At 42.0% G+C, this 26,293-nt stretch carries 25 protein-coding genes and 2 pseudogenes; 2 read left to right on the forward strand and 25 right to left on the reverse strand.

Features of this window, described 5'->3' with window-relative positions:
- From BS63_RS0107700 to BS63_RS0107730, 9 genes and pseudogenes are all read right to left on the reverse strand, one after another.
- The coding region (locus BS63_RS0107700; RefSeq protein ID WP_028798492.1) for a helix-turn-helix domain-containing protein at nucleotides 1-241 on the reverse strand (241 nt) is incomplete at its 3' end.
- A gap of 110 nt (nucleotides 242-351) precedes the next feature.
- Nucleotides 352-1,200, reverse strand: a complete 849-nt coding sequence (locus tag BS63_RS0107705) for a thiopeptide-type bacteriocin biosynthesis protein (RefSeq protein ID WP_019777475.1) — start codon at nucleotides 1,198-1,200, stop codon at nucleotides 352-354.
- A 16-nt stretch (nucleotides 1,201-1,216) separates the two neighbouring features.
- Complete coding sequence (locus tag BS63_RS0107710) at nucleotides 1,217-2,893, reverse strand: YcaO-like family protein (RefSeq protein WP_002963034.1); 1,677 nt, start codon at nucleotides 2,891-2,893, stop codon at nucleotides 1,217-1,219.
- A 2-nt stretch (nucleotides 2,894-2,895) separates the two neighbouring features.
- Entirely contained in the window at nucleotides 2,896-3,555 is a 660-nt protein-coding gene (locus BS63_RS0107715) for a hypothetical protein (protein ID WP_002963035.1), read from the reverse strand.
- Complete coding sequence (locus BS63_RS0107720; RefSeq protein WP_002963036.1) at nucleotides 3,536-4,471, reverse strand: hypothetical protein; 936 nt, start codon at nucleotides 4,469-4,471, stop codon at nucleotides 3,536-3,538. The genes BS63_RS0107715 and BS63_RS0107720 overlap by 20 nt, the downstream gene beginning before the upstream one ends.
- Nucleotides 4,472-4,549: 78 nt before the next feature.
- Nucleotides 4,550-4,720 (reverse strand): thiopeptide-type bacteriocin, encoded by a 171-nt coding sequence (locus tag BS63_RS1000000112290; protein WP_100206647.1) that lies wholly within the window; start codon nucleotides 4,718-4,720, stop codon nucleotides 4,550-4,552.
- A 413-nt stretch (nucleotides 4,721-5,133) separates the two neighbouring features.
- On the reverse strand, nucleotides 5,134-5,997 hold the full coding sequence (locus tag BS63_RS0107725; protein WP_002963037.1) for a helix-turn-helix domain-containing protein: 864 nt from the start codon (nucleotides 5,995-5,997) through the stop codon (nucleotides 5,134-5,136).
- Nucleotides 5,998-6,109: 112 nt separating this feature from the next.
- Nucleotides 6,110-6,216: pseudogene (locus BS63_RS1000000112045) on the reverse strand (arsenate reductase family protein); the annotation flags it as partial.
- A 172-nt stretch (nucleotides 6,217-6,388) separates the two neighbouring features.
- Nucleotides 6,389-6,940 (reverse strand): TetR/AcrR family transcriptional regulator, encoded by a 552-nt coding sequence (locus BS63_RS0107730; RefSeq protein ID WP_002962920.1) that lies wholly within the window; start codon nucleotides 6,938-6,940, stop codon nucleotides 6,389-6,391.
- A 193-nt stretch (nucleotides 6,941-7,133) separates the two neighbouring features.
- Between BS63_RS0107730 and BS63_RS0107735 the strand changes: the two genes are divergently transcribed.
- The gene (locus tag BS63_RS0107735; RefSeq protein WP_002962921.1) at nucleotides 7,134-8,906 is read left to right on the forward strand and encodes an MFS transporter; all 1,773 of its coding nucleotides are present in this window, start codon (nucleotides 7,134-7,136) and stop codon (nucleotides 8,904-8,906) included.
- Nucleotides 8,907-8,988: 82 nt separating this feature from the next.
- On the opposite strand, the gene BS63_RS0107740 is transcribed toward BS63_RS0107735, so the two are convergent.
- The 6 genes from BS63_RS0107740 to serC form a co-directional block, all read right to left on the reverse strand.
- Nucleotides 8,989-9,345, reverse strand: coding sequence for an arsenate reductase family protein (locus BS63_RS0107740; RefSeq protein ID WP_002962923.1), 357 nt, complete (start codon nucleotides 9,343-9,345; stop codon nucleotides 8,989-8,991).
- A 14-nt stretch (nucleotides 9,346-9,359) separates the two neighbouring features.
- Complete coding sequence (locus tag BS63_RS0107745) at nucleotides 9,360-9,854, reverse strand: methylated-DNA--[protein]-cysteine S-methyltransferase (RefSeq protein ID WP_002962925.1); 495 nt, start codon at nucleotides 9,852-9,854, stop codon at nucleotides 9,360-9,362.
- Nucleotides 9,851-10,081, reverse strand: a complete 231-nt coding sequence (locus BS63_RS0107750) for a DUF6440 family protein (RefSeq protein ID WP_002962927.1) — start codon at nucleotides 10,079-10,081, stop codon at nucleotides 9,851-9,853. Before BS63_RS0107750 ends, BS63_RS0107745 begins: the two co-directional genes overlap by 4 nt.
- Before the next feature lie 76 nt (nucleotides 10,082-10,157).
- The gene (locus BS63_RS0107755; RefSeq protein ID WP_002962929.1) at nucleotides 10,158-11,336 is read right to left on the reverse strand and encodes a phosphoglycerate dehydrogenase; all 1,179 of its coding nucleotides are present in this window, start codon (nucleotides 11,334-11,336) and stop codon (nucleotides 10,158-10,160) included.
- Between the two features lie 547 nt (nucleotides 11,337-11,883).
- The gene (locus tag BS63_RS0107760; RefSeq protein WP_002962519.1) at nucleotides 11,884-12,432 is read right to left on the reverse strand and encodes a GNAT family N-acetyltransferase; all 549 of its coding nucleotides are present in this window, start codon (nucleotides 12,430-12,432) and stop codon (nucleotides 11,884-11,886) included.
- A 39-nt stretch (nucleotides 12,433-12,471) separates the two neighbouring features.
- Nucleotides 12,472-13,566: a 3-phosphoserine/phosphohydroxythreonine transaminase gene (serC, locus tag BS63_RS0107765; RefSeq protein WP_002962522.1), complete on the reverse strand. Its 1,095-nt coding sequence runs from the start codon at nucleotides 13,564-13,566 to the stop codon at nucleotides 12,472-12,474.
- A gap of 804 nt (nucleotides 13,567-14,370) precedes the next feature.
- Between serC and BS63_RS1000000111390 the strand changes: the two are divergent.
- A pseudogene (locus BS63_RS1000000111390) lies at nucleotides 14,371-15,542 on the forward strand (IS110 family RNA-guided transposase).
- Between the two features lie 110 nt (nucleotides 15,543-15,652).
- Here the strand turns inward: BS63_RS1000000111390 and icd are convergent.
- The 10 genes from icd to tmk all read right to left on the reverse strand — a co-directional run bounded on the left by icd (nucleotide 15,653) and on the right by tmk (nucleotide 26,266).
- Entirely contained in the window at nucleotides 15,653-16,834 is a 1,182-nt protein-coding gene (icd, locus tag BS63_RS0107775; RefSeq protein WP_002960401.1) for an NADP-dependent isocitrate dehydrogenase, read from the reverse strand.
- 4 nt (nucleotides 16,835-16,838) lie between these two features.
- Nucleotides 16,839-17,957 (reverse strand): citrate synthase, encoded by a 1,119-nt coding sequence (locus tag BS63_RS0107780; protein ID WP_002960404.1) that lies wholly within the window; start codon nucleotides 17,955-17,957, stop codon nucleotides 16,839-16,841.
- Nucleotides 17,958-17,998: 41 nt separating this feature from the next.
- A complete protein-coding gene (gene acnA / locus BS63_RS0107785) occupies nucleotides 17,999-20,680 on the reverse strand; it encodes an aconitate hydratase AcnA (RefSeq protein WP_028798532.1) in 2,682 nt (893 codons plus the stop codon).
- 221 nt (nucleotides 20,681-20,901) lie between these two features.
- Nucleotides 20,902-21,243 carry a P-II family nitrogen regulator gene (locus BS63_RS0107790; protein WP_002960408.1) on the reverse strand — a complete coding sequence of 114 codons (342 nt, stop codon included), beginning with the start codon at nucleotides 21,241-21,243 and terminating at the stop codon, nucleotides 20,902-20,904.
- A gap of 67 nt (nucleotides 21,244-21,310) precedes the next feature.
- Nucleotides 21,311-22,546 (reverse strand): ammonium transporter, encoded by a 1,236-nt coding sequence (locus tag BS63_RS0107795; RefSeq protein ID WP_028798533.1) that lies wholly within the window; start codon nucleotides 22,544-22,546, stop codon nucleotides 21,311-21,313.
- Nucleotides 22,547-22,766: 220 nt separating this feature from the next.
- Nucleotides 22,767-23,633, reverse strand: coding sequence for a 16S rRNA (cytidine(1402)-2'-O)-methyltransferase (gene rsmI, locus BS63_RS0107800; protein ID WP_019777380.1), 867 nt, complete (start codon nucleotides 23,631-23,633; stop codon nucleotides 22,767-22,769).
- Nucleotides 23,634-23,636: 3 nt separating this feature from the next.
- Entirely contained in the window at nucleotides 23,637-23,957 is a 321-nt protein-coding gene (gene yabA / locus BS63_RS0107805) for a DNA replication initiation control protein YabA (RefSeq protein WP_002960412.1), read from the reverse strand.
- Nucleotides 23,950-24,750: a PSP1 domain-containing protein gene (locus BS63_RS0107810; RefSeq protein WP_002960413.1), complete on the reverse strand. Its 801-nt coding sequence runs from the start codon at nucleotides 24,748-24,750 to the stop codon at nucleotides 23,950-23,952. Before BS63_RS0107810 ends, yabA begins: the two co-directional genes overlap by 8 nt.
- Entirely contained in the window at nucleotides 24,747-25,610 is an 864-nt protein-coding gene (locus tag BS63_RS0107815) for a DNA polymerase III subunit delta' (RefSeq protein WP_002960415.1), read from the reverse strand. Before BS63_RS0107815 ends, BS63_RS0107810 begins: the two co-directional genes overlap by 4 nt.
- Nucleotides 25,611-25,612: 2 nt before the next feature.
- On the reverse strand, nucleotides 25,613-26,266 hold the full coding sequence (tmk, locus tag BS63_RS0107820; protein WP_002960418.1) for a dTMP kinase: 654 nt from the start codon (nucleotides 26,264-26,266) through the stop codon (nucleotides 25,613-25,615).
- Between the last annotated feature and the right edge of the window lie 27 nt (nucleotides 26,267-26,293).

Consider the following 26,293-nt stretch of genomic DNA (forward strand, 5'->3'; position numbering starts at 1 on the left):
CCTCAATTTCCTTTTTCAACTTTGGTGTCAAACGAGACTTCCGACCTTTTTGCTTAGCCCTGTGGTCGTACTGTTCCTGTGCTAAGGCTGCGGAATAACCATTTTGGCATCGTCTTAACTCTCTTGAAATAGTAGACTTATGGACGCCAAGTTTATTTGCAATTTGGCAAGGTTTCAAACCTAATTCTAAGTAGGTTTCTATCTTTATTCGGTCGGTTATGGTAAGATGGGAGTAGCTCATAGTTTTTCCTCGGGTTCTGTTTGTGTGGTTACTTACAGTTTACACCAATGAAACGCTATGAGTTTTTTTGTTGCACTATATTTTACAATTTATCGTTTACAAAATACCTATCATCCAACAGCATCATATCTCTCCTTTTCTCTAAAATAATTATAACAAGACAGTTCCGTATCAATTGATACTCCTAATCTATTCGCGAACATATGCAAATGTGACATGACAACACTCATTGCGTACTCTTGATCCTGCTTCAATACTTCAAGATAAATCGCTTTTAAGCCACTTATAAATTCTGACAATAAGCTCAATAAATTTAGATTGTGACTAATTTGATAGATTTTTTCCGAAGTCTCTATATCTATACTTTCTACTCTCTCTAGAGATTTCCAAAATCTACTGGACATTGAATAATATCGAATTTTATCATTTTGACTAGTTAAAATATTTTCTACTACTAACTCAACAGTACGATATAAAATTACAATTTTCTGACTTAGTAATAGTGGGCGCTTTATAAGATGACTCACAATGATTGAAGACATACAAAATATTCTTTCAGTTTGAGCCATCAAGTCAGTTCCTCCATACCTTTCTACTTCTCTAACATAGGGGATTTCAACGATAGAAAGATTTTTGAACCATGGAAGATTTTTTAAATCAAAACTTTCGCCATCCATAAAAGTTGTTTCATAAAAATCATTTTTATTTAATGTAATATTATTCAACCCAGGATACTGCTCAGAAATCACTTGTAATGCATCCTCAATCAGAGAACGCACTATCTCAGAATTTTCTTTTTTTATTCTAATCCTTAGGTGAGGGCCACCTTTCCAGTAACGAATAAAAAAAATATTTTCTTTCTGTTGTTTTGTCAATAACTTATAAAACGCTCTAATAAAGTCATCAAAGACTTCATAATTCCACATAAAAACATGATAAGACTTCCATATAGTTTGCATAATATTCCTCCCTAATTTAAGGAAAAGGGTGTGGACGAGAACTATAGGATGAAATTTTATCCAGACCCAACTCCGCCCTTGATTTATTAATATAATCTAAGTTAATTCTTAAATTCCCATCGCCAAAAGTCATTGGTAAAAATTCTGGGATAATAGCTTTAACAACGTATAGTCCCCGTGAGGACATCTCTTTAGAAGTCAAATTTACAAAAATAATTCTCTTATATCCCTTTAGCGTTACATTAAGTAAATGTTCCACTAATTCCTCCTGTGTTCCACAAATTTTTAATAAGTTGGGTTCTTGTTTAATAATTTTATATTTCGGAAACCTATCAATAAAGTCAAATTCTTTTCTACTCAGCGGGTTGGCATAAAAATCAATATGATCATCCATTGTTTGAATCTTTTTTGGCAAGTCTGGAGTCGTCTCATGAGTATTTCCTTGTACTAGATATCCCACAGCCACTTCCATAAGCGCTGCTCTAATTGCCTCCGAAAGAGTGAAGCCGGCTCCAGCAGAAGTGTAGGTGGTAATGATAGCTCCATCAGTATCATTCATTATAAGTCCCCACACAACATAAACACCTTTAAATACCGAGATTTCAAATAAATTTACTCTAGCTCCAATTTTTTCAATCTTATCAACTACCTTCCTTTCCTTATCTGTTATTAGATCATCATAATCCACTAATCTTTTTCCAGGAACTTTACCATACCACGTCATTAAAAAACTGTGGCGCTCAATTAACTCAAGAAGAGCACTTATCATAGTTTCAGTATAATTTGATCCTAGTGCTACACCATTTGAACTGTCATTCAGTCTACGCATATAACCTTCTCTACTTGGATAATTTCCATAATATACCAAATCTTCTGGGATAAAAATTTCTTTATCTTTTTTAATATCTTGTCCCTTCAGCCAAAAAAGTGAAGTATTATTATTGATTTTCGAATTAGCCTCAAGAGGGATCTCACTTACAGGCAAGACGTTGTACTCCGTCTTTAATTCTTCATAAGTCGATTTTTTTGCTAAATTTTTATAGTTAAAAGCATAAAATTCTGATGCAAAACGTTCCACTGCCTCAAGACTGGCAATATTTTTAGCTGTTAAAAAATCAAATGCTCGTCCATATCCATAGTTATATTTTCTATAGCTAGGCGTCTTATATTCGAACGATACTCCTGTAAAAGGTGCAGCTGCCGGATCTAGGTGATAGCTTCCCAAAACATGATGTTCTAAGAACTCCTCTGCCTGTTTTCCAATTTCAAATGTAGATTCCAGTCGGTAATTAGACTCTGATAACAGTTGATTCTTACCATTATCTAATACTTCGTTAAAGTCAACTTCTTCCCGTTCGTCAGAGAATTCCTCCTTCAAAAGATTAAAGGAATCAATTAAAAGTCCTTCAGTAGAGAATAAAGAAATATCTTTTGTTAGTTCAACATCTAGAAATAAAGGATTCTTTATTTCTTCTTTGAACTCTGTAAAATCTGCATCATAAAAGAAATTTATCCAATGATTAGTTCCTAACTTTTGTAAGCTTTCTCTAAAATATTCAACGGATTCCTTTAAATTCTTTCTTTTCTTGAACCCAATAAAAGCATCTGGTACTGGAACAAGGACGTCTGCCTCTTTTACACAGTTATCTAGTTTTTCCCAGTTAATTTTATCTTTATCAAAGAGATAATCCATAATTAATTTTCACCATCCCGAATAACTAAAAATTCAAATTGATTAAATAGAGTAATTTTCTCTATTTTCATTTTTCCCTTTATAATACCTTCAATCTTAAACTCTCCTGCTCTCTGACAATTTCGGCTTAGGATAATATCAAAATCCTGCTTTTCCACTAAATTATTAAATTTTTTGCTCCGTGATCCATAGTTAGTTTCAGGTGGTTCATAATTATTAGCTAATAATGCTTTTTTGTAGAGTTCAAAATCAGACTTATCAATAATTACTTCTAAGACTTCCCCGACCAGTAAACGAATAAAATAATCAATATAAATATTTTGCAAACTGTGGCCAATCAGCAAGGTGTCGTTAAATTTTAAATTAAATAGAGGATATTGAGAATTGTTAGAATCCAAAATATCCTCATATGTAAGCAAAGAGCCCATGTTAATTTCTAACTTTTTAATTAAATCTTGTTTTTCTGAAAAAGAATAACTGTTTTCTCTAAAATTATCATCCCAATAAAAAGACTCAAATTCTACATAATTCTTTTTCTTATTGTCAGCTATTTTAATAATCTTATTATCTACTATATGTTCGCTAAAATCATTTGCTTTGACCGACAATAATTTCGCTTTATCTAACAAAAGAAGTTTGTTATTATCTCTTCGGATTAACATTACATTCCTCCCATTTTATGCTCTCATTTATCTGCTTCTTCCAATCAACATTAAAATATTCTTCGACATGTCTAACAAATAAATAGAGAATATGATTTCGCTCATTTAGACTTATCCCTAACAATGGTAAAACCTTAAAAAAGAATCCCATTATAATTCTATAAGATACGAAGTGAATATCGCTATATCTCTTCAATAGCAAAGGATTACTAAATACATTTTTGTGAAATTCTGAGTATTCAAGGTGAACTTTGCTATTCTTAAAAAAATCATACGGACTTGGTAATTGCCTTAGGTCCAGTTTTTCAACATTTTTTACAAGTTCCTTATTAACCATTCCTAAATTTTTTGACAATTTGGGAAAAGTGACAAGTTCTTCCTTAAAATGGCCACGATCTAAATCACTTACAAATTCAATTCTTTTTTTGATTTTCTGGTAACTTTTTTTATCAGCTATCGCTCTAAGTTGGCTTAAATAATATAAATAGTTAGAATAAAATGACAAATATCCATGGCTAACACCGTCAGCATGCTGATCAGCTACTGTACATAGCAACTCTTCTATCAAGTATCGTTTATGTTCAGTATCTAAGTCCCAATAATCTGACTCTTGAATAAGGGATACTACTCCTTGAAAAAATAATTTATAGTTTTTTACAAAGAAATCCGTATCTAAAAAATAAGGAAAATAAATTTTTGAATTAAAATCAGATATATCTACTCGTGTACATTGCCGATTGATTCCCAATAGTGTGTCAAACTCTCTACAATCTTCGCTAACAAAGGTTAAAGATTTTTTCGTACTACTTTTTGAAAATAAAATCATTCCTTGATTAATAAAATTCGATAAGAAATATCTCTGTTGTACTCGAAATAAGTCTTCATAGGACTCAAAAATAATATATAATTCTTTCATATTTTCCTTACTCCTTATTCAACAATCAAAAGTGTTGAGATCGTATCAAACTATACCTCTCCAACACTTTTGAGCGATTTAGGCGCAGCACGATGATGAACCACACGTACTTATTGAACAACTACTACTACTTCCACTACTAGCAGCTGCAGCAGATACTAGTTCAGATTCATCCAAATCAAGAACTGTTAAATCTAACTGAGTAAGCTCGTCCAAAGTATTTTGTTCGTTTTCAGTCAAAGATACCATCTGTTTCTCCTTTCCATAACTATTATTAGCGCAATATTAGCTAGCTTTACATACACTAACAACAATTATTAAGTTTAAAGTGTAAAATTTTGATCAAATATTTTACATGAATAATGTATCACCTCTTTTATCGATTCTTAGATATTCGCAAATCTGACTTTTTTTTAATTATTATTTTCATATTTGCGAATTTCTCGTTTTACTCCTTTTTACTAGTAAAATATAAAATAAAATAAGAATAAGGAGGATAAATTAATATGCTTAAAAAACTAATTACGCTTTTGTCGTGTTTTCCTTTTTTGTTGTTACCATTCCTATAATCAACAAAGCGAAAGATAATACTTTACTTTCTTGTTTCACTTCTCCCAAAAAGGAGCTCTGGGTCAACACTCAGGGCTCCTTTCTTTTTAAAACTAATTTTCTTTTATAATCTGTTTCAAATTCGTCCTCAAAAACATGACCAGTATAGGATTATCAAAACTTTCAACCAGACTAATATAAGCATCCACCTCTGATAAATCGGTTGTTTCACCCTTAATATAGTTCATTACTTTTTTTAAAAAAATCAAGACTACCCTAGCGAACATATCTTGATAAGATAATAGTGCCTCAAGTTTTTCAATAAAATAAGAAGCATGGTAAATATTACGATGTTCTACCAAGATTAAAATAAGATTGATTAATACAAGCTCAGCCCTTCTCTTATGCTCCGGAAGCTCTCTATATAATTCATCTCGTTCGACAAATGCTTTACCTAAGAAGATCAAATCATCATCCGATAAGATAAATAGGGTATTACCAAAAAGATAGAGTTCATACTCCGTCCACTCTTCGATAGCATAGAGGTACGAAGTTAGAAATTCCTTTTCTTCGCTAGTAATTTCTAAATTAGAATCTAAACTATAGATAGTAGCTTTAATAACTAGTTTGTTAAGTTGATTATAGACCTCGTAAGTTTCTTCATTATGATAGTCTGCTAAAATTTTTTTTAAGCTATCAATATCCTTTTTAGCCTGAAACTCCACTAGTTTCTTACCCATTTTAAATAAATCAGATTCCTGATATTGAGTCAATGCATAGCTGAACTCGGAAAAGGTCATATGAATTCCCTGGATAGCTAAAAGAAGTTTGTCAGCTGCTAACATAGACTGTCCATTTTCAAACTTTGATAATTGGGAGACAGATAAATTATCCCTAGCAACATCTCTTTGCTTTAACCCTCTAGCTATCCGCAATTCTCTATAAAGTTCACCTAGTTCAAGTGATTTGCCAAGCATTATAGTTCCTCCTAACTATTCATTACAACAATCGTATCATATTTTTCAGGTTTGTAACTAAGGTAATATAAAAACTTAGAAAAAGATAATAACGCGTACTAATTCTAAAAATTTAATTTAGTTCCAACTCCTTATAAGACTTACGATGTCCGACTTGCAGGAGTTTGCCGTCCTTAACTAGGAGGGAACCACGCCATCGGCTACTAGGAGGTCTAAGCCAGACCTTGGCCTTAACCGCATTAATAACGCGACCCTTATATCGCTTCTCGCCTCATTTTGCTAAAAGCTATTAAAAATTCCTGCCCCAATTGTGAACTGCACCCCAAAAGTTAGACAAAAAATCTAACGATTGGGGTGTTTTTCTTATGAAATAACTCTTGAAGAAAATACTTTACTTGTCCTGCATTTTTCCCCAGAACAATTCTTCAACCTTCATAATAACTTCTGCTATCTTCTCAGGTGGTTCAACAAAGTCATGCTCAATCCATACCGATAAGATACGCTCAAACGAAGCACTAAAGACTTTAAGAATAATTGGATTATTTATATCACTTTGTCGAAATATCCTATTTCGTAAAGTGATATTTTTAGAAATTATATTCTCCATTAGTTCTTGAACAATCTTTGAAAAATTAAGATGCTGGGCTGAATAAATGGCTTTAAAATGCTTATAATCTTTCTTGATTTCTATAAGTACTTCCATGACTTTCTTGTAATTATCCAGATTTCCCCCAGAGAGGATTTCTTGAAATTTGGTAGTCGTCTCAAGGCCAATTTCATTAGCTAAATCATCTTTATCTAAAAAATGTTGATAAAAGGTTCCTCTGCTAACACCAGCCTTCTTCGTAATGTCATTGACCCGAATATCATTATATTTTTTTACCAAGAGGAGATTAGTCAGGGCCTCTTTAATATCTTGAACACTGGTTGTTTGTCTTTGCATTTTTTCTCCTTAATTGAACAGTTTCTTTACTTCTGTCATAGTAAATAGCCAACCTGTATTGTATCATTTTGGCAGAAACTATAGAGAAGAACATGTGAATTTCTAGATTTTCTTCTCTATAATTTCTAAATTTTATTCCCTTAGACGGGAAGACGGTTGGTCATTCCGTAAAATAGAAAGGATTGCATAACTTATGTCAAATACAAGAAAAGTTTTTGGATTTACAGGTCTTGTTTTAGCCATGTTTATGGGGGCACTTGATGCAACAATTGTAAACATCGCTTTGCCGGACATCATGAAAGATTTAAAAACTGGGTTAACAGATACTAGTTGGGTAGCAACTATCTACGTGCTAGCCATGGCCGTATTTATTATCACAGTATCAAAATTAGCAGATATTTATGGTCGAAAACTATTAATGTTGATTGGAGTGCTACTCTTTGGAGGCTTCTCATTCGCATGTATGACGGCTCATACACTCCCCCTCCTGATTTCTTATAGATTTTTCCAAGGAGTCGGTGGGGCTATTTTGACACCTATTGTTCTACCTATGGGAATTGAACTCTTTGGTAAAAAGAATACAAGTAAGGTCACTGCCATCATTGGTGCTTTTAGTGCTTTAGCCGCTGCTGGCGGACCCGTCATCGGCGGACTAATCATTCATTTGTCCAGCTATCGGTGGATTTTTGGAATCAATATTCCCATTGCCCTAATTGCGCTTATTTTAATAGCTTTTGGAACATGTGAATCATTTGATAAAAGCGTCTCTAAACATATCGATTGGTTTGGAATGTTGTTCTTAACAAGCTGTTTAGCTGGGGTAACATTTGGACTATTAGAAGGACACGATTATGGATGGTCTTCTCCAATTATTGTCACCAGCTTTATTCTAAGTGCCATCAGTTTGGCAATACTATTAGTCATTGAGCGATTTGTAAAATCTCCAATTATTGATTTACAACTGTTCAAAGAAAAAACATTTTCAGCATCAAGTCTAATTTACTTAATTTTTGGATTTACAATCATCATTCCGTCACTTATCCTAAATTACTTCCTACAAAATGTTCACTCCTATTCGGCCTTACACTCTGCCTATCTGATTGTACCAGCCTCATTAGCTATCGCTATAGGTATGCCTCTAGCAACTAAATTATATCAAAAAAATTCCAGCAAATTATTGATAGGGATTGGCATAGCAATCACGGCTGGTGGACTAGCAATGCTAAGCTGTATTCAATATGAGACAACTAAAGACTTCATCATAGCTTGTAATGTTATTATTGGCTTTGGTCTTGGCTTTATGGCAATGGCACTCACAACTTCAGTAAAATATTTACCAGTCAATAAAACAGGAATTGGCTCAGGAATTGTTAATGCCGCCCGTTATATTGGTCAAGCTTTGGGTATGGCTATCCTAGTCTCGCTTCTAAGTGCTAATGTCAATACAGCTAAAAATACGATTAGAAGCGATGCGTATCACCAAATTAATAGGAGTCAAATTTCATCGCAAGTAAAATCAGTCGCTAAAAAGGAAATTAAGAAAGCCTTCAAGACTTCTGATTCCAACTCAAAAATTTCAACCCAAAAGAATAGCATGATTAAGCCTATCAAACAAGAAGCCAAGAAAGATAGTAACCTACCTATTCCAAAGAAAGGGTCAGATCATAGAAAACTTTATGATGCAATGACTAAGCTCGAAAAAGGCACAAACACCCTAAATGAAGTTCTACCTTCTCAGCTAATGCCAGTTAAAACAAGCTTAAGGCAACTGGGACAGGGACAAACAAAAGTCACGACGGCTATTAAATTACTAGCTCAAAAAGATGAACTATCAAGTGTTTTCAATCATATTGTAAAAACAAAAAATCATGAATTAAGTAGGGCATTTTCACACGTTTATCTGACTGGAATGATTTTACTACTTTTATGTCTCCCTCTGACAATTTATACGGAAAGAAAGGTCTAATGGTGTTACGAGTTTCAATATAAGGAGGCTAAAGTAAATTATTATATAAATACCCATCTCAGTTTAGCCGAGATGGGCTTATTTATTTCAACCCCAACTCCCTATACGACTTCCGATGGCCGACTTGGAGGAGTTTACCATCCTTGACCAGGAGGGGACGCTTGATCAGCATGCCATCAGCTGCTAGGAGGTCCAGTGCTTCTTCTCTAGTTAGGCTGGCAAATTTATCCTTGAGACCCAAGGTCCGATAGCTGTTACCACTGGTGTTAAAGAGTTGTTTGAGCTTGTAATCGGATGAGTCTAGGAGCTCTCCCAGAGTTTGAGCAGTCGGTGGATTTTCCTTGAGGTCAATGGCCTGGTAGGAAATGCCTAAGTCATCCAGCTCCTTTTTGGCTCTTTGGCAGGTTGTGCATTTAGGATAATGGTAAAAAGTAATCATTTTTCTTTCCTTCCTTATTTTCTCAATTTAATAACATGGCCCTCGTGCTCCAGCAACCAGACTTTCTTGTCCAGACCACCAGCATAACCAGTCAGCTGGCCTTGAGAACCTAGGACTCGGTGGCAGGGGATAAAGATACTAAGGGGATTCTTGCCGACAGCTGAGCCCACAGCTTGGGCGGAGCGACAGTTTATACGCTCTGCTATCTGGCCATAGGTCAGACTGGAACCGGTCGGAATTTCTCTTAGAACCTGCCAGACCTGCTTCTGAAAAGTGGTCCCTCTTGGAGCTAGAAAATCAGCAGGCTGAGGATTTTGACCAGCAAAATAGGCATCTAGCCAGGACTTAGCCTGGGTTAAAACTGGCGAGTTCTCCTCCGCCAGAGGCTCCTTTTCAAAGCCTCGCTCAAAGTATTTTTGACCGAGAAACCAGCAGCCCAGCAGGTCCTGGTCATCAGCTAGAAGAGAAATGGGGCCAAGAGGGGACTGGTAGATTTGCTTGTCAATCATAGCTCGCCATTACGCCATCTTTCATTGATTTTAGGACTGCCATCAGGATTGAGCAGTGGAGTCAGACTACCGCCTCCCATCCCAACAAAAAGATATTCAATACCCGTTTCGCTGTCCACATATAAAATGCTTGCTCCAAGAAAACCGGTTCCTTGACCTTTAAAACTGAGGGCGTAAAACCGATCTCCCAATGATTTTTGATAAGCTTTTAATGATTGTTTATCCATCCTAATACCTCCTAATAAATTATCCCTATTGTATCAAAAAACAGCATCTTTAGGGGATGCTGTTTGGTCTGTTTATTCAGGGCTTTTGAATCAGACGCACCTTGATGATATTTTTACTAGCTTCAAAGGTGGCCACCAGCTCATCAATCTTGTCACGGTCGCTTTCGTCTAGGTCCAACAGAGTATAGGCATAGTCGCCTTTAGAGCGGTTGAGGATGTTGGCGATATTGATATTAGCCTCAGAAACTGCCGTTGAAATCCGGGCCACAATATTTGGGACATTGCGATTAATCAGGGTGATACGGTAAGGGGCTTCCAGGGCCTGGTGCATATTTGGAAAATTGACTGAGTTGGTAATTTCACCGGTTTCCATGAACTGGCGAATTTCTTGACTGGCCATCTTGGCACAGTTGAGCTCTGCTTCTGCGGTCGAACCACCGAGGTGAGGGAAAACCGTAATCCCTTCCTTATTGAGGAGGTCTTCATCACCAAAGTCGGTGATATAGCGTTTGACCACGCCCGTTTCAATGGCTTCAAATAGGTCCTGGTGATTGACCAGCTCGCCCCGAGCAAAATTGATCAGGGTCGTTCCCTTATTCATGAGAGCAAAGGCATCGGCATTGAAGGTCTCACGAGTGGCATCTGTCAGAGGAACATGGATGGTAATGTAGTCGGCATTGGCAAAGATTTCCTTGATGTCCTGAACTCGCTTGACATGATGGGAAATATTCCAAGCGGCTTCAATAGAGACATAGGGGTCATAACCCATGACGGACATACCTAGACGGCGGGCATCGTTGGCAATCCGAGCTCCGATGGCACCAAGACCGATGACACCAAGGGTTTTGCCACGAATTTCACTACCAGCAAACTGCTTCTTACCTGCTTCAACTTGTTTGGGAACTTCGTCACCAGAAAGGGTATTGACCCAGGCATTGGCAGAGATATAATCCCTGGCAGATAGCAACATGGCAGCGACAACAGCTTCTTTGACGGCATTGGCATTGGCACCTGGGGTATTGAAAACCACGACCCCATTTTCGGTCGCATCCGCAACGGGGATATTATTGGTGCCCGCCCCGGCTCGAGCGATGGCTTTCAGTTTGGCTGGAAACTCCATGCCGTGCAGATTTTGACTGCGGAGAATATAGACATCAGGATTTTCCGCCAAATCGCCGTCAATTTGAAATTTATTGCCTAGTTCCTTCAAACCAAGCTGGTTGATGTTATTAAAGGTTTTGACACTATAAACCATAGGTTACTCCTCTTAAAAATTTATTTGTTGTTATGAACTCTATACGAAAAGAGCTATCTGAGACTCTGAGTAGCAGATAGCAAAGACTCAATTAAAACCAAAATTAACACTTTTGATACTTTCTAACGTAGCAAGTTTATCAGTGGCTTTTAACCACTGATAAACTACGGTAATCGTTATGGCGAATTACCTAGCTACCTTACTAATTCCATTTTCAAAATAGCATCGATTTTGAAAATGGAATGTCGTTAAAAAGTGCGGACGCAAGCAAACTTCTACCGAAGTTTCATTGCTAAATTTTGAGCCCCGGTCTCAAAATTCCCGTTCTTAGCAACATCTGCGATTGCTGCTAAGAATACCACTTTGGCGAAAGTATCACTTGTAACTGTCGCATTAGTCAAATATCCATGCTCCGAATATAATCGCACTAAATCAGAAAATTACTAGTTTTGAAATTCATAGAGTATGAGACTAGCGACTTTAGACACTTGTTGACCTTGGGTCTTCTATTCCTTGAACTCCCTTTGAAAAGGATAGGAAGTTAGGCCTAAAGGGCGTGGTGGTCAGCTTCGTCCACTTCTTGGTAGAAGCCTTTTTCAGCCTTTGACTTAATCTTTTGATAGGCCAAGCGTTCGCCTTCGTAGACGACCTTGCCACAGTAGTGAAAGCCCAACTTTTCTAGGATATGTTGCATGGCCTTATTTTTCTCATGGGTATCACAGCGAAAATCTGGTCCATCCTGACCTTCAATCAGGCCCTGCAAGAAGGTCTGAGCCAGGCCTTGGCCTCGGGCAGAGTCTGCTAAGGCCAAGCGATGAAAGGTGAGATAGCGATGATTATTGTGCTCCCACTTCCCATCGTAAATCTTATCATAGGCAGGCTCATGACCGTCAATAAGGGCGGCATAGGCAAGAAGCTGACCATCTTCTAGGCCAACCCAACCCCGTCCTTGAAGGACATCTTGGAAGATATCCTCTTGGCTCGGATAGCCAGTCTGCCACTGGTCACTACCGGATTGAGCCAGGTAGTTTTTGGCATCTTCAATGATGGTCATGATGCTTTCCACTTCATTGGGAAAGGCTAAACGAATTTCCATGATTCTCCTTAGATATAAGTGAAGGTGGTACTCCTACTTTTATTGATGGCGGGCTTCAAAGTCCTTCATAAAGTCAATCAGATCCAAAACGCCTTGTCTTGGGAAGGCATTGTAGAGACTAGCCCGCATACCGCCGACGCTACGGTGACCCTTGATATTCTTGAAGCCTAATTTATCAGCCTCAGCGACAAACTCAGCATCCAAGTCCTTACTTGGGGTCACAAATGGGATGTTGGTAACGGAGCGATCCTCGACCTTCTTGACAGGGCTGGTGTAGAAATCTGATTGCTCAATATAATCGTAGAGCAGGCCAGATTTTTCACGATTGATTTGGGCCATCTTATCGACACCGCCGATGGTGTTTTTCACCCATTCAAAGACCAATTTAGCGATATAGATATTATAAGCTGGTGGCGTATTGTAGAGGGAACCGGAATCTGCTTGAATCCGATAGTCCAGCATGGCTGATAGCTGAGGTTGGTCATTGAGGAAATCCTCTCTGACAATAACCACGGTCACTCCTGCTGGGCCAATATTCTTTTGAGCTCCAGCATAAATGAGGGCAAAGTCTTCGACATTATAGCGGGCTGCCAGAATGTTAGAAGACATGTCGGCCACGATTGGCACACCATTGGTGTCGGGCAGGTCATAGATAGAGGTCCCTTCAATGGTATTGTTGGTTGTGATGTGGACATAGGCCGCATCCTTATCAATGCTGGCTGGGTCAAAATCAGGAACATGGTCATAGACCGTATCCTCTGAGGAAGCTAGGAGAATTGGCTCAAAAGGAACGGTCTTAGACAGGAGCACCGCTGCATTATAGGCCTTCTTACCCCAAGAACCGCCGACTAGATAATAGGCCTTCTTGCCTTGAGCAAGATTGAGGGGAACCATGGTAAATTGGAGAGAACCCCCACCTGGCAGGAATAGTACCTTGTAGTTATCAGGGATGGCCATCAGCTCCCGCAAGAGTTTTTCCGCATCTTTAATAATCTTGTCAAATTCTGGAGAGCGATGGGACATTTCCAGCACGGACATTCCGGAGCCTTGATAATCAAGCAGCTCATCGCGAGCTTGTTCCAGAACGGGCTTAGGCAAGGTAGCAGGTCCTGCTGAGAAATTGTAAACAGTCATAACGACACCTCCAAAATTTTAATGCTCCTATTGTAGCACAATTGTCTGAATTTTGTAAAGATTTCCATGAAAACGATTCCGATTTTTGAGTGAAATCCGAATATTCTTAGATTGAGAAAATTGAATATGTAGTTTTTTCTTGTCATAAAAGAGGAGCTTGTTCCCCCAGGTAACGCAGGTAAGTGAGGTGCAACCCGTTCTGAAATAGCAAGCCGAGAGAGTCAGAATCAGTCACCAGTCTGCTCAATAATGGTTTTGGCACCAATACTCTGTTAAAATCAAAGTTAGCATTTTTGATACTTTCTTAAAAAGTGCGGTCGCAAGCGAACACCATCGGTGTTCCACTGCTAAAATTCGAGTCTTAGGTCTCGAATTTTCCGTTATTAGTGACAGTTTTACCGTCACTAATAATACCACTTTGGCGAAAGTATCACTTTGTAATTATTTAGTCCGTTCAAGATTACTGTTCATTCTGCAGATGTAATACCACCAAGACAGAAAATGGCTAGATTTGAAGTTAAAAGAGTATAAGATTCACCACGTTTTCACAGAGGCTGGGACAGGCAGCCATGATGGCTTCGCCCTCACCCACAAACACATGAAAACAAAGACGCAAAGCCCTCATTAGGTATATAATCCTAGTGAGAGCTTTGTGGTTGGTACTTTATTGGTTGTCATTACCGAGGGACAAACTAATCCACTCTACCTACGAGCACCCCAAAATATTGCCTTTAGGCATGAGTATAAAAATACAACACGATTAGGTAGATAAGCTCTCTTATTTTCTTATAAGGAGGTCCTACCATGGATATTCTCTACGAATCCTGTGCTGGTATTGATATCCACCAAGCCATGATTGCGGTCTGTGTCTTGCACGGTCCCCTCACTACGACTCGTCCAAAACGTGAGGAAAGACGCTTTGATACAACCACTGCTGGCTTAACAGCTTGTCGAGATTTCCTGCTCTCCTTGAAAGTGCAGGCAGTCGGTATGGAAAGTACTGGTGTTTATTGGAAACCTGTTTGGCATGCCCTTGTCAATGACTTTGAGTTAATTCTAGCTAATCCTGTCCACATGAAATCTATCAAAGGGCAAAAGACTAACAAAAAAGATGCCCATTGGATTGCCAAACTTACCCGAATTGGTTTCCTACCAAAGAGTTTTGTTCCTGGTGAAACCATTCAAGAACTTCGGGAATTAACACGGCAACGCAAACACCATGTAGAAACACGTAATAGAGAGGTCAATCGTATTCATAATATTCTTCAATCCGGTGGTATAAAATTGACCACTTACATAGAGGATATTATGGGAGCTTCTGGAAGAAACCTGATGAACCTCTTAGTTAATGGAGAAGTGATAACGCCCACTATTATCAAAGAAAATGTTTTTACTTCTCTCAAGAAGAAGGTTCCGCAACTTCAGTTAGCTTTAGACGGATATTTCTCAGAGCATCATCGCTTTATGTTAGAGCAATCTTTAGATATCTACGATTTCTACACCCAACAAATGAAGTATTGGAAAAGCGAATTGACATCTACCTCAACCAATATGACCATCAACTCGATATTTTGGATAGTATTCCAGGTATTGATAAGGTAACCGCCTCTGTCTTTATCGCTGAAGTTGGCATTGATATGGAGCAGTTCCCGACTCCTGGCCACTTGGCTTCTTGGGCTGGGCTTTGTCCCGGTAACAATGAGAGTGCTGGCAAGAAGCGTAGTAGTAAGACTTGACACGGTAATGCTTACTTGAAGAAATGTCTCTACCAAGCGGTCTATGCGGCTAGGCGACAGAAAAACAGTCCAATTGCCCTACGCCTTTATCAATTACAAGCCAGACGCGGACCACAGAAAGCCACTATCGCCATTGCCCATTACTTATTAAAACTCGCTTATTTCTTGATTGGCAACAATCTGACTTACACAGACTATTGCCAACAAAAAAAGATTGTTAGAGACGAGCTAACAATCTAAATAAATTTTTTCACCTTGATTATATCATGGGGAGGGATTTTTGTGCTTTTTGGAAGTTTTCGTATAAAAGGTGCTAACCTCGCTAATATTTTGCATCAAGCAACTTGAGGCTAGAGCTTGTCAATAACCTTCTGGGCGAAGTCGCTGGTCGAGAGGGCTTCCACGCCCATGGCAGGGGCAAAGTCGGCGGTTACTTTTTTGGCTTGGATCGTTGCTTCGACAGCCAGTCGAATCTGGTCAGCGGCTTGCTTCCAGCCCAGATAGTCCAACATCATGACGGCAGATAGAAGCATGGAACAGGGATTAGCCTTGTTCTGACCAGCAATATCGGGTGCCGTTCCGTGGGTGGCTTCAAAAATGGCCTGCCCAGTCTGATAATTGATATTGGCTCCTGGCGAGATACCAATGCCCCCGACCTGAGCAGCCAGGGCATCACTGGCATAATCGCCATTGAGATTGGTCAGAGCCACCACTTGGAAGTTTTCTGGATGGAGCAAAATCTGTTGCAGGAAGTTATCAGCGATAATGTCATTGATAACCAGGCGGCCATCAGCTAGCTCTTGGGCATAGTCCTGCTGGGCTAATTCATAGCCCCATTTGCGAAAGCCCCCTTCGGTGAATTTTTGAATATTCCCCTTGTGGACTAGGGTGACGGTCTTGAGGCCATTTTTCAAAGCATAATCAATGGCTGAGCGAATTAGCCTTTGACTACCTTCACGTGAAATCGGCTTGATGCCAATTGCCGAGGTTTCCGGGAAACGAATCTTCTGAACGCCCATTTCTCCTTGTAAAAAGTTGATAACCTTTTTGACCTCGGGACTGCCGACCTCCCACTCAATACCAGCATAAATATCCTCGGTGTTTTCTCGAAAGATGGTAATATCCGTCTTTTCGGGTTCCTTGAGAGGACTAGGCACGCCCTTGAAATAGCGAACTGGGCGAACACAGGCAAAGAGGTCCAGCTCTTGTCGCAGGGCAACATTGAGAGAGCGTCTCCCTTGACCAACTGGGGTCCCTAGAGGCCCCTTGATGGCAATGAGATTTTCCCTAATGGCAGACAAGGTTTGCTCGGGCAGGGCTTGTCCTGTTTGGCGGATAGCCTTCTCTCCTGCTAAAGCTTCCTGCCAGTCAATCCGGCGTTTGCCAGCATAGGCCTTAGCCACTGCTGCATCCAGGATAGAACGAACAGCTGGCCAAATGTCCTGGCCAACTCCATCACCCTCAATATAGGAAATGACTGGAAAATCAGGCACCTGCAAGTGACCATCTATCATAGAAATGTTTTCAGACATGGGACTACCTCCTGTTAATTGGGATATAGGTCAAGTTTTTGAGACCAACATAATGGGAGCGAGGGCGGATGAGCTTATTATTCTTCCTTTGTTCTTGAACATGAGCAATCCAGCCTGCCATCCGACTCATAGCAAAAATCAAGGTGAAAATATCACTATCAATTCCTAGAGCATGATAAACGGTAGCGGAATAAAAATCGACATTTGGAATCAACCCCTTCTTGTCGCGGATAAAGGCTTCGACTTCCTGAGAAAGTTGGTAGAGATCAGCATCCTCTCCCCCTTCTGTCAGGACCTTGGCCATTTCCTTGAGATACTTCTGACGGGGGTCAACCTTTTTATAGACCCGATGGCCAAAGCCCATGATTTTTTCCTTGGAATCTAATTTTTCTTGTAGATAGCCATGCGTATCACCCGACTGACGAATATCCATGAGCATGTCAAAGACCCGTTCATTGGCTCCACCATGCAATTTTCCCTTGAGGGTGCCGACGGCTGTCGTGATGCAGGAATAAAGGTCGCTCAAGGTTGAGGCCGTCACACGAGCCGCAAAGGTTGAGGCATTAAACTCATGATCAGCATGGAGAATCAGGGCCTTGTTGAAGGCTCGCACTTCCAGCTCAGTCGGCTCCTGCCCCTTTAACATATAAAGAAAATTAGCTGCAAAAGATAAATCTTCTCTGGGTTCAATCGGTGTCAGCCCCCGACGCAGGCGGGCAAAACTGGCAATAATAGTCGGTACCTTGGCCATAATTTGGATAGACTGGGCATAGATGTCCTGCCAATCCTCTTCTTCCGCATGGACATTGTAAACCCCCAGGAGGGAAACGGTCGACCGCAGGACACTCATGGGATGGAGGTGGGGGCGAGATTGGATGAGAATACATTGCTCCACCGCATCGGAAATGGCATATTCAGACCGCAGACGTTTTTCAAACTGCGAGAGCTCCACCCGAGTGGGAAGATGAAGATTCCACAGCAGGTAGATAATTTCTTCAAAACCAGCATTATTGTCCATAAATTCAGAGATGTTGTAGCCGGCGTAGGAGAGCCGGTCCTGCTCAATGGCTGATATCCTTGTATCGCTGGCTATCATATTCTTCATTCCCATACTATCTGTCATCATTTTCCTCCCTTGTAACTTTTTATCTATTGAGGTCTAGGTCAATCGCTAGCAAGTGCCTGGGCTTCTAATTTCTTCTTGACCACCATTGGTAGGATGCCTCCGTAGCGGTAATAACGGATGTCGGCATCGGCATCAAAGCGTAGGCGAGCCTTAAATTCCTTGCTACCCTGGTCAGATTTAGCCTTGACGGTCACGATTTGGCCGACAGTTACTTGGTCATCTAGGTCAATATCATAGGTTTCATAACCTGTCAGGCCTAGGCTCTCTGCATTTTCTCCCTCTAGAAATTGTAGGGGAAGAATGCCCATCATGACCAGATTCGAGCGGTGAATTCGCTCAAAGGATTCTGCCAGAACAGCCTTGACCCCTAGAAGACCGGCCCCCTTGGCTGCCCAGTCCCGACTGGAGCCCATGCCGTAATCCTTGCCAGCGATGACCAGACTAGCTATTCCAGCCTGCTGATAATTCATGGCTGCATCGTAAATCGGGATGACTTGCCCTTGATATTTGGTCCAGCCTCCAATTTTTCCGTCAGCCAGTTCATTTTTAATGCGGATATTGGCAAAAGTCCCCCGCATCATGACTTGGTGATTGCCTCGACGGCTACCATAGGAATTGAAATCCTTGTAGTCCACTCCTTGTTCTTGTAAATATTTAGCTGCTGGACTGGTGCGGGCAATATTCCCGGCAGGCGAAATATGATCGGTGGTGACAGAATCACCAAATTTAGCCAAGACCGACAGATTTTTGAGGGGCTCAATGGTCAAATCTTCCTTGAGCTGGTCAAAATAAGGCGGGTTTTGGATATAAGTCGAAGCGGGATTCCAAGCGTAGTTCTTGCCCTTTTCAACCTCAATCTGGTTCCAACGCTGACTATCACTAAAGACAGAACTGTATTCTTTGGCAAAAAGGTCCCGAGTGACATAGCGATTAACGTAGTCGGACACTTGTTCCTGACTTGGCATGATGTCTTCAAGATAAACAGCTCTGCCATTGCCATCAAAACCAAGAGGCTCGCTGGTCAAGTCAATATTAGTCGTCCCAGCCAGGGCGTAAGCCACAACTAGGGGTGGGCTGGCCAGAAAATTCGCCTTGACCAGAGGGTTGATTCGCCCTTCAAAGTTACGATTTCCTGAGAGAACCGCCGAAGCCAACAAGTCCTCCTGACGAATGGCCTCTGCCACCTCAGGCAGGAGATCTCCAGAATTTCCGATACAAGTGGTACAACCATAGCCAACCAGGTTGAAACCTAGCTGATCCAGATAGGCCTGCAGCCCCGAATTTTTCAGGTAGCCGGTGACGACCTTGGAGCCCGGAGCTAGAGAGGTTTTAACGGTCCTAGGAACTCTCAAGCCCTTTTCAACAGCCTTCTTGGCTAAGAGGCCTGCTGCCAATAGGACATAGGGATTGGAGGTATTGGTGCAAGAAGTAATGGCAGCGATAGCCACATGCCCTGTTTGGATGGTTTTATCCCCATCCGCAAAATGGACCGTCGCCTTTTTCTCGATTTCTTCTTCTGCTATGCCAAAGCCCCGCACGCCAACTTCTCGGACCAGGCTAGCCTGAAATTCTTGCTTGGCTTGGGACAACTCAATCAAATCCTGAGGCCGTTTTGGTCCCGAAATAGCCGGCTGAACCGTGCTTAGGTCAATGTCGACAATCTTGCTATAGGTGGCTTGCTTGTTTTCATCGTAAAAGAGATGATTGGCCTTGGCATAGCTTTCAGCCAGAGCGATATGAGCTTCTGGGCGATTGGTCAATCGCATATAATTGAGCGTTTCCTCATCAATTGGGAAATAACCACAGGTTGCTCCGTACTCAGGGGCCATATTGGCAAGAGTAGCTCGTTCAGCCAGGCTCAAGGACTTGAGACCTGGACCAAAGTATTCGACAAATTTACCAACCACATTTTCCTGTCGCAAAAGCTTGGTCACCTTGAGGGCCAAGTCGGTTGCTGTTGCCAGCTTGGGAAGCTGGCCTGTCAAACGAACTCCGACGACCTCTGGCACTGGGAAATAAGAGGCTTCCCCTAACATAGCAGCCTCAGCTTCGATACCGCCGACACCCCAGCCGAGCACGCCCAGACCATTAATCATAGTGGTATGACTATCGGTTCCAAACATGGAATCGGGGTAAAGCTGGCCATCCTTTTCAATGATGACCGGGCTGAGGAATTCAATATTAACTTGGTGAATAATTCCCGTTGCAGGTGGAACCGCCCGATAATTGTCAAAGGAATTTTCCGCCCACTTGAGGAACTCATAGCGTTCATTATTGCGGGTGAATTCGAGGGCAATATTCTCATCAAGGGCAGAGGGCTTGCCAAAAACGTCCACCTGCACGCTATGGTCAATGACCAAATCAACCGGAATTTCCGGGTTAATCAAATCGGGATTGCCCCCGCCTTTAACCACCGCATCCCGCATAGAAGCCAGGTCAACAACGACTGGAACCCCAGTGAAGTCCTGTAGGATGACCCGACTGGGTTTAAAGGGTACTTCACCTTGAGGCTGACCTGCCTGATAATGAATGAGATTATTGATGTCTGCCTCTATCACATCCTGACCATCAGCCTTACGCAGAAGGCTTTCCAAGAGAATGCGAATGGTGTAGGGAAGCCTATCAAGCTCGACATTTTGAGCTCGACAAGCGGCCTCAAGGTCAAAATAGTCAAAATCACCACTCAGTGTTTTCAAGCTTTTCTTATAGTTTTCAATCATAGAACCCTCCTTCTTGATCGGTCTTCTCTTATCCATAACCTTCCGCAAGACAGCTTGCACCAAATCAACAACAAATTCCTCGAAACTTTGGCTAATTCTAGACCAAACCCTCGGAAACTTTGCTAGGTCGAAGTTCAGCTCTCGGCAACTTTTCCGAGCCGAGACCAGGCTCCAAAGCCTGCACACGTTCGACCTCAGGCCGTCTTACCTAAAACAAATGCCTAGATGGCATCGCCACCTCGCTCTTTGGTACGAATCCGGATAACATCTTCAATCGGAAGAACGAAAATTTTCCCATCGCCAACTTCACCCGTTTCTACAGCCGAACATACCAGATCGACAATGGTGTCCACGGCAACGTCCTTAACAACGACTTCTACTTTCACCTTGGCCAAGAGGGTCGGGGTAATAATTTGGCCCCGAACAATTTCGGAAAAGCCCTTCTGACTACCATAACCGAGGACCTGGCTGACTGTGAGCCCCTTGGCCATACCGGTTGACGTCAATCGCTCTTTCAAATCCTCTAATTTATCTGGACGAATAATCGCTTCAATTTTTTTCATGATGACCTCCTTAAATGAAGCTATTAACAAGCTTGACAAACCTTTGCACTTTCAACGTTCTAATAATCTAACCATCCAAGCCCATAAAGGTAGGATAAGCTGTTTCCTCATGTTCACTATCATCCAGTCCAATGACTTCGGCACGCTCCTGGACACGAATGGGCATAAAGTGAGCAATAACGCGAATCAGCAGATAAGAAACCAGGGCTGACCAGAGAACAGTCACCAGAATCGCTGCCAGGGTCACCAGAAAGAGACTAGGACTGCCATAAACCAAGCCAAAATGATGACCATCTAGAGCTAGGCTGGGTTGAGTAAAGAGACCAGTCGCAAGTCCGCCGAAAATTCCACCAATCCCGTGACAGCCAAAGGCATCAAGAGCATCGTCGTATTCAAACTTATGCTTGATGATGGAAATGGCCAAGTAGCAAACTGGACTGACCAGAAGGCCAATCAGCAGGGCACTCCAGACGGGAACAAAGCCAGCACCAGGCGTAATAGCGACAAGACCAGCCACCAGACCCGTTGAAGCTCCAACAAGTGAGGGCTTTCCTGCAAAATAATAATCCAAGCTAATCCAAGAAATCAGACCAGCGGCTGCAGAAACGTGGGTGGTCACTAGAGCATGAACCGCCAAAGCATTGGCAGTGAGAGCAGAGCCAGCATTAAAACCGAACCAGCCGAACCACAAGAGACCCGCTCCCAGAAGAACAAAAGGAATATTGTGAGGCCGATAGTCCATCTGTTTAAAATCTCTGCGTTTGCCAACAACGATGGCCAGAACCAGACCCGAGACCCCTGAAGTAATATGGACAACATCACCACCTGCAAAGTCAATTGTTCCCCACTTGGCCAGCAGACCATCATCCCAAACCATGTGGGCAAAGGGATAATAAACTAGAAACATCCAAGCGACCAGAAAAATCAGTAGGGCTTTAAACCGCATGCGACCTGCAACAGCTCCTGTTAAAATTGCTGCAGTAACCGCTGGAAACATCATTTGAAAAGCTGCAAAGAGCATATCTGGCACTGCGAGGCCACGACTACTGTGACTTTCGGATACTCCTGATAAGAAAAGATGACTGAAATTTCCGATCAGAGTTCCCTTGCCGCCAAAGGCTAGAGAGTAACCTGCCAAAACCCAAAAGAGAGATGTCATGCCTAGTGGAATAACGGCCATCATCATAGTGTTGATGACGTTTTTCCGCCGACCAAGACCCCCATAAAAGAAGGCCAGACCGAAGGACATCAACATGACCAAGGCCGAACAAATCATGATAAAAGCAATACTACCAGAATCCATAGACAAGTCCTTTCCGTTTTCGTTAGTTATGTCATGAAATATAACATCAGAAAATAAATTTGTCAACGTTTTCTTGGAAAATTTGTAAAAAAATATCAGAAAATCCGAATTTTATGTTAGGTTTTCTGACATAGTCTCGACTTTTCACTCTATCTCAAACTCCCAAAAGGATCAAAAAAGCACCTCCAAAGAGATGCTTGCTCATATTTAATAAAACTCATTATAAGTCGTGGTAAATATTATAAAGGACCTGGCGGGTGAGGCCATGGTCTTTAGCGACTTGTTTGATGGCCTGATTAGGCTTGGATCCTTGGGCAATGGCTGTTTCTACCAGAGCCTTGAGGTCCGAATCTTCAAGCTCAGCTAGACTTTCTTCCTGGCCACTGCTACCTGCCACCACCAGAAGGCATTCCCCCTTGGCAGGATTGTCCGCCAAATAGGCCAGAAGGTCAGAAATAGAGCCCCGCTGATATTCCTCATAAATCTTGGTTAACTCTCGCACCAGTACCACCTGACGGTCCCCATAGACCGACCGCATATTGGTTAGGGTATCAACCAGCCGATAGGGCGATTCGTAAAAGATTTGGGTTTCAGGGTAGGCCAATTTTTGTTGGAAGAATTCTAACTGTTGCCCCTTCTTACGAGGAAGAAAGCCATAAAAAATATGGGGCTGGGGGGCCAGACCACTAGCAATCAAAGCCGTAATCCCAGCCGATGCTCCTGGTAGGGCAATGACAGGGATATCTTCTTTAATCGCTGCTAGAACCAAATCATGGCCAGGGTCAGAGATAGAGGGCAGACCGGCATCAGAAACCTGGGCTAGATTTTTTCCAGCCAAGAGCAAATCTAGGAGGTCAGGAATCTTCTCATAGGCATTGTGCTCATGGAAGGAAATCTGCTTGGTAGCAATTTCAAAATGCTTGAGCAAGAAGCCGGTATTCCTGGTATCCTCCGCACAGATAAAATCGACAGCCTTGAGAATTTCCACCGAACGGTAGGTCATGTCCTGCAGATTACCGATTGGGGTCGGAACCAGATAGAGCTTCCCAGTCTTTTCTTCCCCCTTAAAAGATTTTTGCAGCTGCATGCCTTACTCCCTGTTCAATAGCTCCATACAAAAGAGACAGTCCTCATTGTCATCCCGGCGTTTGCCATAGTCATTGTTGCAGACATGAAAGCCATCCTCATAGATGGACTCCAAATTCCCTCGTCCCTGACTGGAGGACTTGGCTGGCATCTTCTCATCCACATCAGACAGGCGTTCTCGCAGCTTGGCATTCTCCAAACGCAGCTGGGAATTTTCCTCCATGATTTCCTGCATTTTTTTCTTCATCAATTCGACCTGGGCAAAATTTTCCATCAAATTGTTGGAAACATCGTCGAAGGCAGTAAAGAGTTCATTTTTATCCATGTAAACTAATCTCCTCCAAACTATAGGTCAATAGGCTGGCCCGGTCTTCAAAACGGACCTTGACCGTTTCAGCAAAGACGTCCATACCTGCCACGGTTCCGCTACCTTCCGCCGTTTCCACCGGACTACCAAAATCAGGAAACTTCTGCTTGGCTTCTCGGTAAAAGTCATCCTCAAAGCTGAGACAGCAGAGCAGACGGCCACAAAGACCTGTTGTTTTTCCAGTATTTAGGGAAAGTCCCTGGTTTTTGACCATCTTAATCGAAACGGGTGGAAAATCTCCTAGGAAACTAGAGCAACAAAGTGGGCGACCACAGGGACCTAGACCACCAAAAATCTTGGCCTCGTCTCGGGTATTGATCTGCCGCAATTCAATCCTAGCCCGGAAATAACCCGCCAAGTCCTTGAGCAACTGGCGGAAGTCCACCCGGTGCTCAGCCGTAAAAGAAATGAAGACATGACTGCGATCCAGCGGGAAGGCAATACTAACCAGCTTCATCTTCAGATTACGGTTGGCAATCATATCCTTGACCGCCGTCATATTGTCTTGGGCAAAAATCTGATTAGCCCGATACCGTTCTAGATCCTGCTGACGAGCCGGTCCCAGTACCCTATCCACTTGAGCAGGTAAGACCTTATCATCCAGGTCCTGATTGGCCTGAACGACCTGAGCCAGACGGTTGCCCTTTCGCAGGGGAACCACGACTAAATCATTTTTTTCATAAGCTTGATCTGGCAAAACATAGGAAAGGAGGTCATTTTCCTCATATTTTACCCCTATTACTTCTGTCATTTTAACACCATATATTCTAAGACATTTTGAAAGCTGACATTACTAAGCCACATCTGTCTAGCCTGATAGACCTTAGTGACCTGACCTGGCACTTGCTTTCGTCCCAGCAGGACCAGTAAAAGATTAAAGGCCAAATCCTGTTCCGCCTTATCAGTCGCTAGGCTAGCCAGATGAGTCACCTGCAAGAAGGCCTGGTCGGGAGCCTGATCCAAGCCAGCAATAAACTTCTCCAAACTGCGACAGAGGTCATCAAATTTAGCCATATCTGCCAGAGCCAAGGCCGAAGCCTCATCATCGGCCACCGCTGCAATCAGGCCAGCCTTACTTTTCAAGAGACCCTTTTCCTGCAGGAGATTTTCTAGATAGGCTTGATTTTTAGGAAAACGAAAAATCTGACAACGACTCCTAATGGTCGGTAGGACCTTACTCTCGTCTGAGGTTAATAGAATCATATAAGAGGAAGACTGCGGTTCCTCAATAAATTTCAGGAGACTGTTGGCCGCGTTGACATGCATCTTGTCAGCATCTCGGATAATAAAGACTTGAGACTGACCCTCAAAACCAGAACGGGTAAAATCTCGCAGGAGCTCACGAATCGTATCTGTCTTGATAACATTACCCTGGGGCTCAATCACCTTAACATCGGAAAAATCCCGTTCAGCAATCAGTCGGCATTCCCGACAATGACCGCAAGGGAGACTATCCTGTAAATTCTCGCAGAATTGACTTTGAGCCAAAAAGATTGCCATCTCATAGCTGGCAAAATTCCCTGAGAAAAGGTAGGCGTGGCTGAGCCTGTCCGCCTGCAAGATGTGATGAAATTCCTGAAAAATCTTGGGTTGTAAGTCTGCTAAATCCATCCTTAGTCCTTTGCCAGTGCCAGCTGGATAGTCGAAAGAGCATCCGCAACCACCTTTTCTAACTCTTGGGCCGCATCAATGACCTTGATTCGCTCAGGCTGACTCTTGGCTAGCTCCAAATAGCCCTGCCGCACGCGTTGGTGCATGTCCAATTTTTCCAAATCCAAACGATTAACTTCCCGAACCTCAGCCTGTTCAATCCGAGCCAGACCAACCTCAGAGGGAAGGTCAAAGAGTAGGGTCAACTCAGGCTTGGTCTCCTCGATAGCATAGTCGTTGAGCCAGCTAATATCAGCAACTGACAGACCTCGCCCATAGCCCTGATAGGCCACCGAGCTATCAATAAAGCGATCCACCAAAACCAGCTTGCCTTGGGCCAGAGCCGGCAGGACCTTTTCGACCAGATGTTGTCTGCGTGCTGCAATATAGAGCAAGAGCTCGGTCTTTTCATCCATAGCCGTATTATTGACATCTAAAATGACCTCGCGGATACTCTCAGCAATGGCCACCCCACCAGGTTCCCGAGTAGTCACCACTGGATAACCTTGATCTTCTAGTAAGGGAACCAATTTTTCGAGAACGCTGGTTTTACCAGCCCCATCAGGTCCCTCGAGGGTGATTAAATGCCCTTGATTTTGCGTGTTCAGATTTTCCATAGTACTTTTATTTTACCAAAAAACTGG

Origin of the sequence: Streptococcus sobrinus DSM 20742 = ATCC 33478, from assembly GCF_000686605.1 — a bacterium.
Lineage (GTDB): Bacteria > Bacillota > Bacilli > Lactobacillales > Streptococcaceae > Streptococcus > Streptococcus sobrinus.

Bases quoted from the DNA above. Each gene is read 5' to 3' on its own strand.
- BS63_RS0107705 (WP_019777475.1), bottom strand. From the start codon at position 1,200: ATGCAAACTATATGGAAGTCTTATCATGTTTTTATGTGGAATTATGAA.
- BS63_RS0107710 (WP_002963034.1), bottom strand. From the start codon at position 2,893: ATGGATTATCTCTTTGATAAAGATAAAATTAACTGGGAAAAACTAGAT.
- BS63_RS0107715 (WP_002963035.1), bottom strand. From the start codon at position 3,555: ATGTTAATCCGAAGAGATAATAACAAACTTCTTTTGTTAGATAAAGCG.
- BS63_RS0107720 (WP_002963036.1), bottom strand. From the start codon at position 4,471: ATGAAAGAATTATATATTATTTTTGAGTCCTATGAAGACTTATTTCGA.
- BS63_RS1000000112290 (WP_100206647.1), bottom strand. From the start codon at position 4,720: ATGGTATCTTTGACTGAAAACGAACAAAATACTTTGGACGAGCTTACT.
- BS63_RS0107725 (WP_002963037.1), bottom strand. From the start codon at position 5,997: ATGCTTGGCAAATCACTTGAACTAGGTGAACTTTATAGAGAATTGCGG.
- BS63_RS0107730 (WP_002962920.1), bottom strand. From the start codon at position 6,940: ATGCAAAGACAAACAACCAGTGTTCAAGATATTAAAGAGGCCCTGACT.
- BS63_RS0107735 (WP_002962921.1), top strand. From the start codon at position 7,134: ATGTCAAATACAAGAAAAGTTTTTGGATTTACAGGTCTTGTTTTAGCC.
- BS63_RS0107740 (WP_002962923.1), bottom strand. From the start codon at position 9,345: ATGATTACTTTTTACCATTATCCTAAATGCACAACCTGCCAAAGAGCC.
- BS63_RS0107745 (WP_002962925.1), bottom strand. From the start codon at position 9,854: ATGATTGACAAGCAAATCTACCAGTCCCCTCTTGGCCCCATTTCTCTT.
- BS63_RS0107750 (WP_002962927.1), bottom strand. From the start codon at position 10,081: ATGGATAAACAATCATTAAAAGCTTATCAAAAATCATTGGGAGATCGG.
- BS63_RS0107755 (WP_002962929.1), bottom strand. From the start codon at position 11,336: ATGGTTTATAGTGTCAAAACCTTTAATAACATCAACCAGCTTGGTTTG.
- BS63_RS0107760 (WP_002962519.1), bottom strand. From the start codon at position 12,432: ATGGAAATTCGTTTAGCCTTTCCCAATGAAGTGGAAAGCATCATGACC.
- serC (WP_002962522.1), bottom strand. From the start codon at position 13,566: ATGACTGTTTACAATTTCTCAGCAGGACCTGCTACCTTGCCTAAGCCC.
- icd (WP_002960401.1), bottom strand. From the start codon at position 16,834: ATGTCTGAAAACATTTCTATGATAGATGGTCACTTGCAGGTGCCTGAT.
- BS63_RS0107780 (WP_002960404.1), bottom strand. From the start codon at position 17,957: ATGACAGATAGTATGGGAATGAAGAATATGATAGCCAGCGATACAAGG.
- acnA (WP_028798532.1), bottom strand. From the start codon at position 20,680: ATGATTGAAAACTATAAGAAAAGCTTGAAAACACTGAGTGGTGATTTT.
- BS63_RS0107790 (WP_002960408.1), bottom strand. From the start codon at position 21,243: ATGAAAAAAATTGAAGCGATTATTCGTCCAGATAAATTAGAGGATTTG.
- BS63_RS0107795 (WP_028798533.1), bottom strand. From the start codon at position 22,546: ATGGATTCTGGTAGTATTGCTTTTATCATGATTTGTTCGGCCTTGGTC.
- rsmI (WP_019777380.1), bottom strand. From the start codon at position 23,633: ATGCAGCTGCAAAAATCTTTTAAGGGGGAAGAAAAGACTGGGAAGCTC.
- yabA (WP_002960412.1), bottom strand. From the start codon at position 23,957: ATGGATAAAAATGAACTCTTTACTGCCTTCGACGATGTTTCCAACAAT.
- BS63_RS0107810 (WP_002960413.1), bottom strand. From the start codon at position 24,750: ATGACAGAAGTAATAGGGGTAAAATATGAGGAAAATGACCTCCTTTCC.
- BS63_RS0107815 (WP_002960415.1), bottom strand. From the start codon at position 25,610: ATGGATTTAGCAGACTTACAACCCAAGATTTTTCAGGAATTTCATCAC.
- tmk (WP_002960418.1), bottom strand. From the start codon at position 26,266: ATGGAAAATCTGAACACGCAAAATCAAGGGCATTTAATCACCCTCGAG.